This is a genomic window from Methylibium rhizosphaerae (assembly GCF_006386545.1).
Classification (GTDB): domain Bacteria; phylum Pseudomonadota; class Gammaproteobacteria; order Burkholderiales; family Burkholderiaceae_C; genus Pseudorivibacter; species Pseudorivibacter rhizosphaerae.
The window spans coordinates 298,339-304,973 of sequence record NZ_SWAR01000001.1 but is presented as its reverse complement, the minus strand read 5'-3'; the positions used below and the strand labels follow the sequence as shown (position 1 = coordinate 304,973).

Sequence of the window (6,635 nt, the reverse complement as noted above, 5' to 3'; positions counted from 1 at the left end):
TCGTCGTCGGTCACAACCAGTTCGACCTTCGGCCTGCCTCTCGTCATCGCGGTATCTCCAGTTCCAAGATACCGCAATGGCACGCACTATTTATGCCAGTTATCCACGGGACAGGACACTAGCTGCGAGTGAACGGACCTTCTTCATGCCGCCACGGTCCTTGATGGCCTTCTGAAGGCCACCGCCGCTGCTGCTGGCAAGGTCCCTAAGGAAACGAAAGATGTCCAAAAAGTTGGACTTGCCGGACGCATTGGCGCCAACGATGAATGTGCGGTCCTGCAACTCCACGTCCGCATCCTTGAAGTTGCGCCAGTTCCGAATCGCGATCTGCGTTACTTTCATGTGGTGCTTCATCCCTCGGTCGTGACGGCACTCTACCCGAGTGCCTGGCGCGAGTGACAACGATGACCTAGTGATCAGAATCTGGCTGAGAAGGCGAGTTCACGGGCATATCGTGAACCACCGCGGCCGCTGCAACTCCGGAGCTGAGCCGCTGATCGGCCTGTAGGACGGCAACCGCAGTAGAGCCGCCGGTGGATGAGTGCCAGCCAGGGACCGCTCCCGCTGCAAAGCTGCCCGCTGCCATACGCGTTGAGTCGCTGAAGTGAATCTGCGCTTCACTCAATGTCGTTGTCCCCGAACCGGCTCACCCCATCACCCCCTCCCCAACCCCAGCCTCTCAACCACCGCCTTCTCCCGCCAGTACGCATCGTGCAGCGCACGCGTGTACTCCTGCGGCCCCAGGTAGGCCGGCTCCTGGTCGTACTTCGAAATCTCCGCAAGGTGCGCCGGGTCGAACAGCGCCGCCTTGAAGGCCTTGTGCAGCCGGTCGAGCAGGTCGGCCGGCAGCCCGCGCGGGCCGGCGATGCCGTAGGGGGACATCGCCACGATGCCGTGGCCCAGCTCCAGCAGCGTGGGTGCTTGCGGCCAGCGACGCGAGCGGCGGTCGCCGAAGGTGGCCAGCAGGCGCAGCTGCCCGTTGTCGACGAAGGGCGCGAAGCCGGTGGAGTTGACGCCCACCATGAGCTGGCCCGAGGCCACTGCCACCATCTGCTCGGCCGTGCCCTTGTAGGGCACGTGCAGCCATTCGATGCCGCGCTGCTGCATGAGCTGGTCCATCACCACGTGCGGCGTGGTGCCCATGCCGTTGGTGCCCACGGTGAGCCGGCCGGGGTGGGCCTTGCCCCAGGCCAGCACGTCGTCGAAGCTGCGCAAGTCGCTGGCGGCCGGCACCAGCACGCCGAAGGTGTAGCCCGAGATCTGCAGGATGGGCGTCACGTCGCGCAGCGGGTCCCACAGCACCTTCTGCGTCCAGGGCGCGCGCAGCACGGTCTGCGGCAGCTGCGCCAGCGTGCAGCCGTCAGGCGCGGCCTGCTGCAGCACGGGCATGGCCATCGTGCCGGCGGCGCCCGGGCGGTTCTCGATCAGCACCGTCTGGCCCAGGTGCCGGCCCGCCGACTCGGCCAGCACGCGCATCGAGATGTCGGTGGCGCCGCCTGCCGGCCACGGCACCAGCAAGGTCACGGGGCGCGGCGATGCCGCGGCGAGCGCCGGCCCGCCCAGGGTCGCCGCCGCGGCCTGCAGCACGAGCCTGCGCTTCATCATGAGCCGCCGCGCCGGGTGAGCTGGCCGAAGCCGCGTTGCGGGTCGTAGCCGGCGCAGGCCACCACGAAGAACAGCGCCGCGCAGCCGAGCACCACCCAGGGCGCCCACAGCGGGTCCTTGTCGTAGAGCGCGAAGCGCATCCACTCGACCGCATGGGTGAACGGGTTGAACCGGGCCGCCTGGTACACCCAGCCCGCACCCGACTCCTCGAGCTTCCACAGCGGATACAAGGCGGTGGACAGGAAGTACATCGGGAAGATGACGAAGTTCATCGTGCCGGCAAAGTTCTCGAGCTGGCGGATGTAGACCGACAGCAGCAGGCCCAGCGAGCCCAGCATCACCGCCGCCGAGGCGGTGGCCAGCAGCACGTGCGGCAGCTGCGGGCCCCACCACGGCAGCTCGGTGCCCATCAGCAGCGCAATGGCCACGAAGGCCACCGCCTGCAGCAGCGAGAGCACCGAGGTGGCCACCAGCTTGGCGAACAGCAGCCACGGCCGCGGCAGCGGCGCGGTCAGCAGCAGCCGCATCACGCCCATCTCGCGGTCGTACACCATGGCCAGCGACGACTGCATGCCGTTGAACAGCAGCACCATGCCCACCAGCCCCGGCGCGATGTACACGTCGTAGGGCACGTAGGTGTCGTAGGGCTCGACGATGGCCACGCCGAACACGTTGCGAAAACCGGCCGCAAAGACGGCAAGCCACAGCACCGGCCGCACCAGGGCCGACACGAGGCGGCCGTACTGGCGCAAGAACTTGAGCAGCTCGCGCGTCACGATGGCGCGCAGGGCGAGCAGCAGGTGGCCGGCCCTCAAGCGTGGCGCCTGGACATGAACAGCGGGCGGCATCTCGGTCATGACGCCCTCCTCACGACGCTGCCTTGCACAGCTTCTCGGGCGCATCGGCCCCCAGCGTGTCGAGCACGTTGCCCGGGTGCAGCACGCCTTCAACCGGCGCGGTGGCAATGACGCCCTGGCCATCGGTGAGCAGCAGCGGCTGGCGCAGCTGCCGGTCCCAGGCCCGGAAGCTGACACGCGAGCCCTTGAAGCCGTCGAGGGTGAAGTCGGGGGCGGCCCATGCGGCGGTCTTCGGTGCGCCCGCCCAGGGCTTGGCGGCCAGCACCGCCTGCAGCGCGGCCTTGGCGGCCATCCAGGCGGCCCAGTCGTGGCCGGTCATCGGCCGCCTGGCATGGCGCTCGAAGCGGCGCGCCAGCTGCGGTGCGCCGAATCGCTCGAAGTGCGGCGCCCAGGCCAGTGCCATGAGGCCGGCATCGCCCACCACCGGCCTCGGCTGGGCGATGCGATAGGGCAGGCTGCGGGCGAATTCGCCGTCGGTGTCGACCACCCACACCGCGTCGTAGTCGGCATGGCCGGTGAGCAGCAGCGGGTTGGCGAGGGGGCGCTCGCGCGGGTCGGCCGAAAGCTTGAAGGGCCGGGTGTCCACCGCCTTCAGGCCCAGGCGCCTGATCGACAGCTGCACGCTGGCCAGGCGCTGCGCGTCTTCGGGCCGCGGGCCGTGCAGCAGCAGCACGCGCGACCAGCGGCGCGACATCAGGTACTGCGCCAGCGCATCGCTGCGCATGCGCTCGCTCGGCAGCGTGTGCAGCACGTTGCCGCGGCAGTGCTGCTGGCGCAGTGCGTCGTCGGCGTTGCCGAGGTTGAAGACGGCCAGCCTGCCGGCGCCTTCTCCGGCGGCCAGCAGGGCATCGGACGGCAGGTCGGCCAGCAGCGCGGCGGCGCCGGCTTTTTCGAGCTTCTGCGCCGCGGCCTTCGCCTCGGCGGCGTTGCGCACCTCCACCGTCTCGAGCTTCACCTCGAGCCTGGTGGCTTCGAGCTCGAAGCGGGTTTCCTTGAGCGCCACCTCCACCGCCTGCTGCACCGGCCCGCCGGGGTGGCCGGGGTAGGCAAGGTCGAGCCGAGAAGACGCCAGGCGCTCGTCGTCGGCACGCACCAGCAGGCCGAGCGTGACGGTGGCGGCCTGTGCCGCGCCCATGCAGGCGGCGGCCAGCGCGGCGCAGAGCCAGGTGCGCCTATTCATCGACCAGCACTCCATACGGCACACGGCCCACCGGAATCGTCTTGAGCGCCCTGGCGGCGGCCACGTCGATCACCGTCATGTCGTCCGACAGCCCGTTGGCCACGTACAGGCGCGTGCCGTCGCGGGTGAGGGTGACGCCCCAGGCCCGCTTGCCCACCAGCACCTGCTTCACCGGCTTGCGGGTCGCCACGTCGACAAAGGCCACGTGGTTGGCGCGCCCCAGGCCCACGTAGGCGGTCTTGCCGTCGGGCGACATGGCCAGGCCCACCGGCGAGATGTCGTCGGGCCGCATGCCCTTGATGTCGAACTTCACCGTGTGGGTGACCGCGAGGTCGCGGGTTGAGATCACGCTCACGCTGGCGGCCAGCTCGCTGGTGACCCAGAGCTCGGCGCCGTCGGGCGTGAAGGCGAAGCGGCGCGGGCGCTTGCCGACCGGGATGTTCTTGATGATCTGGCCGGTGGCCGCATCGACCACATGGACCATGTTGGCCACCTCGGAGGTGACGTAGACCCGCTTGCCGTCGGGCGACACCTTCACGCCTTCGGGTTCCTCGCCCACCGCCACCTCGCGCAGGCGCTTGCCGCTGGCTACGTCGATGAAGCCGAGCGCGCCGTCTTCCTCGTTCGACACGTACAGCGTGCGGCCGTCGGGCGACAGGTCGAAGGCCTCGGGGTCCGCGCCCAGCGGCAGCCGGCCCACCGACTTGCGGCTGGCGAGGTCGATGACGTCGGCCTGGCCCGACTCGCCGCAGGCCACCAGCAGGCGGGCGCCGTCTGCCGTGCGCTGCATGTGCCGCGGGCGCTTGCAGGTGGGCACCGTGCCCACCACCGCCAGCGTCTTCGGGTCTACCACGGTGAGTGCATGGTCCTTCTCGCTCGACACGAACACCATGCCCGTGCCCCAGGCAGCGGCACCGGTGGCGGAGGTGGCGGCGCTGGTGGCGGCGAGTATGGCGATGGCGGTCGCGGCGATCCGCAGCGCGATGGCGGTTCCCTTCTGCATGAGCGTCTCCTATGTCCTTGCTTGTTCTGCGATCGGCCTGCGGATGGCCCGCGGGCTCAGCCGGTGGCGCGCACGAAGGCATCTTCGAGCGTGTCGCCGCCCAGCCGGGCGGTCACCTCGGCCGGGGTGCCGTCGGCCAGCAGGCGGCCCTTGTGCAGCACCACCACGCGGTCGGCGGCCTGCGCCTCCTCGACCCAGTGGGTGGCCCACAGCACCGTGCAGTGCCGCTCCGACACGTCGGCATGCAAGGCGCCCAGCAGCTCGCGGCGCGACTTCGGGTCGAGGCCCACGGTCGCTTCGTCCATGAGCAGCAGGGCCGGGCGGTGCAGGCCGGCGCGCACCAGCTCCACCTTGCGGCGGTTGCCGCCGGAGAGCTCGCGCACGGTGCGGTCGAGGTCGTTCGACAGGCCCATGCGGCCGCAGCCCTGCGCGATGCGCTCGCGCGCCAGCGCCCGGGGCAGCCCGTGCAGGTCGGCCTGCAGCGTGAGGTTGCGGCGCACCGACAGGTCGAGGTCGAGCGACATCTGCTGGAACACCACGCCGATCTGCGCGAGCGCCGCGCAGGCGCGGCTGCGCAGGTCGAAGCCGGCCACGCGGATGTCGCCGGCGGTGGGCGCGAACAGTCCGGTGAGCAGCTGGAACAGCGTGGACTTGCCGGCGCCGTTGGGCCCAAGCAGCGCAACGAACTGCCCGGGCGGCAGCGCGAGCGTCAGCGCGTCGAGCGCGGTGCGTTCGCCGTAGCGTTTGGTGAGGCCGGCCACCTGCAGCATCGACGGCCTCGCTTCACCCGTTGGCGGCGCGCGGCGCCGGCGCGGCTTCGCAATGCAGGCGCGAGTTGTCGTCGGTGCGGTAGACCAGCGCGCCGTTGCGTGCCGCATTCGGCACGAAGCGCAGCGGCTGCGCAGCCGCGAGCGCCGGCCGCGCGCGCGACACGATGTCTTCGACCAGGGCATGGTCCGGGCTCTTGCCGCACACCGGGTCGGTGGCCTCGGCCGAGCCGGTGAGCAGGTAGGCCTGGCAGCGGCAGCCGCCGAAGTCCTTCTCGTGCTCGTCGCAGCTGCGGCAGGTGTCGCTCATCCAGTGGCTGCCGCGGTAGCGGTTGAAGGCGGGGCTGTCGTACCAGATGTCCCGCAGCGGCTCGCGCGACACGTCGGGCGCCACCAGCCCCGGCAGCATGCGCGCGCTGTGGCAGGGCAGGGCCGCGCCGTCGGGGGCCACCAGCAGGAACACCGAGCCCCAGCCGTTCATGCAGGCCTTGGGCTTGGCCTCGTGGTAGTCGGGCGTGACCCAGAAGATCTTCATGCGGCCGGCCAGCCGCGCGCGGTGGTGATCGACGACGGCTTCTGCATCGGCGAGTTCGTCGCGGGTGGGCAGCAGGGCCTCGCGGTTGAGCCAGGCCCAGCCGTAGTACTGGGTGTTGGCCAGCTCCAGGAATTCAGCGCCCATGGCCTCGGCCATGCCGATGATGCGGCCCACGTGCGGCAGGTTGTAGCGGTGCATCACGCAGTTGAGCACCATCGGGTAGCCCAGGCCCTTGATGATGCCGGCCACCCGCGACTTGAGCTCGAAGGTGCGGGTCGACGAAAGAAAGTCGTTGAGCTCGCGGGTCGAGTCCTGGAACGACAGCTGGATGTGGTCGAGCCCCGCTTCCTTGAGCGCGCGGGCGCGCTGCTCGGTGAGCCCGACGCCCGAGGTGATGAGGTTCACGTAGAAGCCGAGCTGGTGGGCATGGGCCACGATCTCCTCGAGGTCGTCGCGCATCAGCGGCTCGCCGCCCGACAGGCCGAGCTGCACCGAGCCCATGGCGCGCGCTTCGTCGAGCACCCGGCACCAGGCGGCGGTGTCGAGCTCCCTGGCGTGCTGCGCATAGTCGAGCGGGTTGGAGCAGAACACGCAGTGCAGCGGGCAGCGGTAGGTGAGCTCGGCCAGCAGCCACAAGGGCGGGCCGACCTGGGGTGCCACGTGGCTGGGGCGTGCTGGCGCGTTCATG

General features: G+C 70.3%; 7 protein-coding genes. All 7 read right to left on the bottom strand.

Translation table 11 applies throughout. The features are described from left to right. Nucleotides 1-99: 99 nt before the first annotated feature. On the bottom strand, nucleotides 100-342 hold the full coding sequence (locus E8D38_RS01295; RefSeq protein ID WP_140625898.1) for an AAA family ATPase: 243 nt from the start codon (nucleotides 340-342) through the stop codon (nucleotides 100-102). Nucleotides 343-654: 312 nt separating this feature from the next. Then, nucleotides 655-1,605 (bottom strand): tripartite tricarboxylate transporter substrate binding protein, encoded by a 951-nt coding sequence (locus tag E8D38_RS01290; RefSeq protein WP_140625897.1) that lies wholly within the window; start codon nucleotides 1,603-1,605, stop codon nucleotides 655-657. Further along, a complete protein-coding gene (locus E8D38_RS01285; protein ID WP_181178881.1) occupies nucleotides 1,602-2,453 on the bottom strand; it encodes an ABC transporter permease in 852 nt (283 codons plus the stop codon). Before E8D38_RS01285 ends, E8D38_RS01290 begins: the two co-directional genes overlap by 4 nt. A gap of 19 nt (nucleotides 2,454-2,472) precedes the next feature. Beyond that, complete coding sequence (locus tag E8D38_RS01280; RefSeq protein ID WP_140625895.1) at nucleotides 2,473-3,642, bottom strand: type 1 periplasmic-binding domain-containing protein; 1,170 nt, start codon at nucleotides 3,640-3,642, stop codon at nucleotides 2,473-2,475. Continuing rightward, the gene (locus tag E8D38_RS01275; RefSeq protein ID WP_140625894.1) at nucleotides 3,635-4,645 is read right to left on the bottom strand and encodes a PQQ-dependent catabolism-associated beta-propeller protein; all 1,011 of its coding nucleotides are present in this window, start codon (nucleotides 4,643-4,645) and stop codon (nucleotides 3,635-3,637) included. The genes E8D38_RS01280 and E8D38_RS01275 overlap by 8 nt, the downstream gene beginning before the upstream one ends. 56 nt (nucleotides 4,646-4,701) lie before the next feature. Beyond that, entirely contained in the window at nucleotides 4,702-5,415 is a 714-nt protein-coding gene (locus E8D38_RS01270; RefSeq protein ID WP_140625893.1) for an ABC transporter ATP-binding protein, read from the bottom strand. 13 nt (nucleotides 5,416-5,428) lie between these two features. Beyond that, nucleotides 5,429-6,634 (bottom strand): pyrroloquinoline quinone biosynthesis protein PqqE, encoded by a 1,206-nt coding sequence (gene pqqE, locus E8D38_RS01265; RefSeq protein WP_140625892.1) that lies wholly within the window; start codon nucleotides 6,632-6,634, stop codon nucleotides 5,429-5,431. Nucleotide 6,635: the final 1 nt, after the last annotated feature.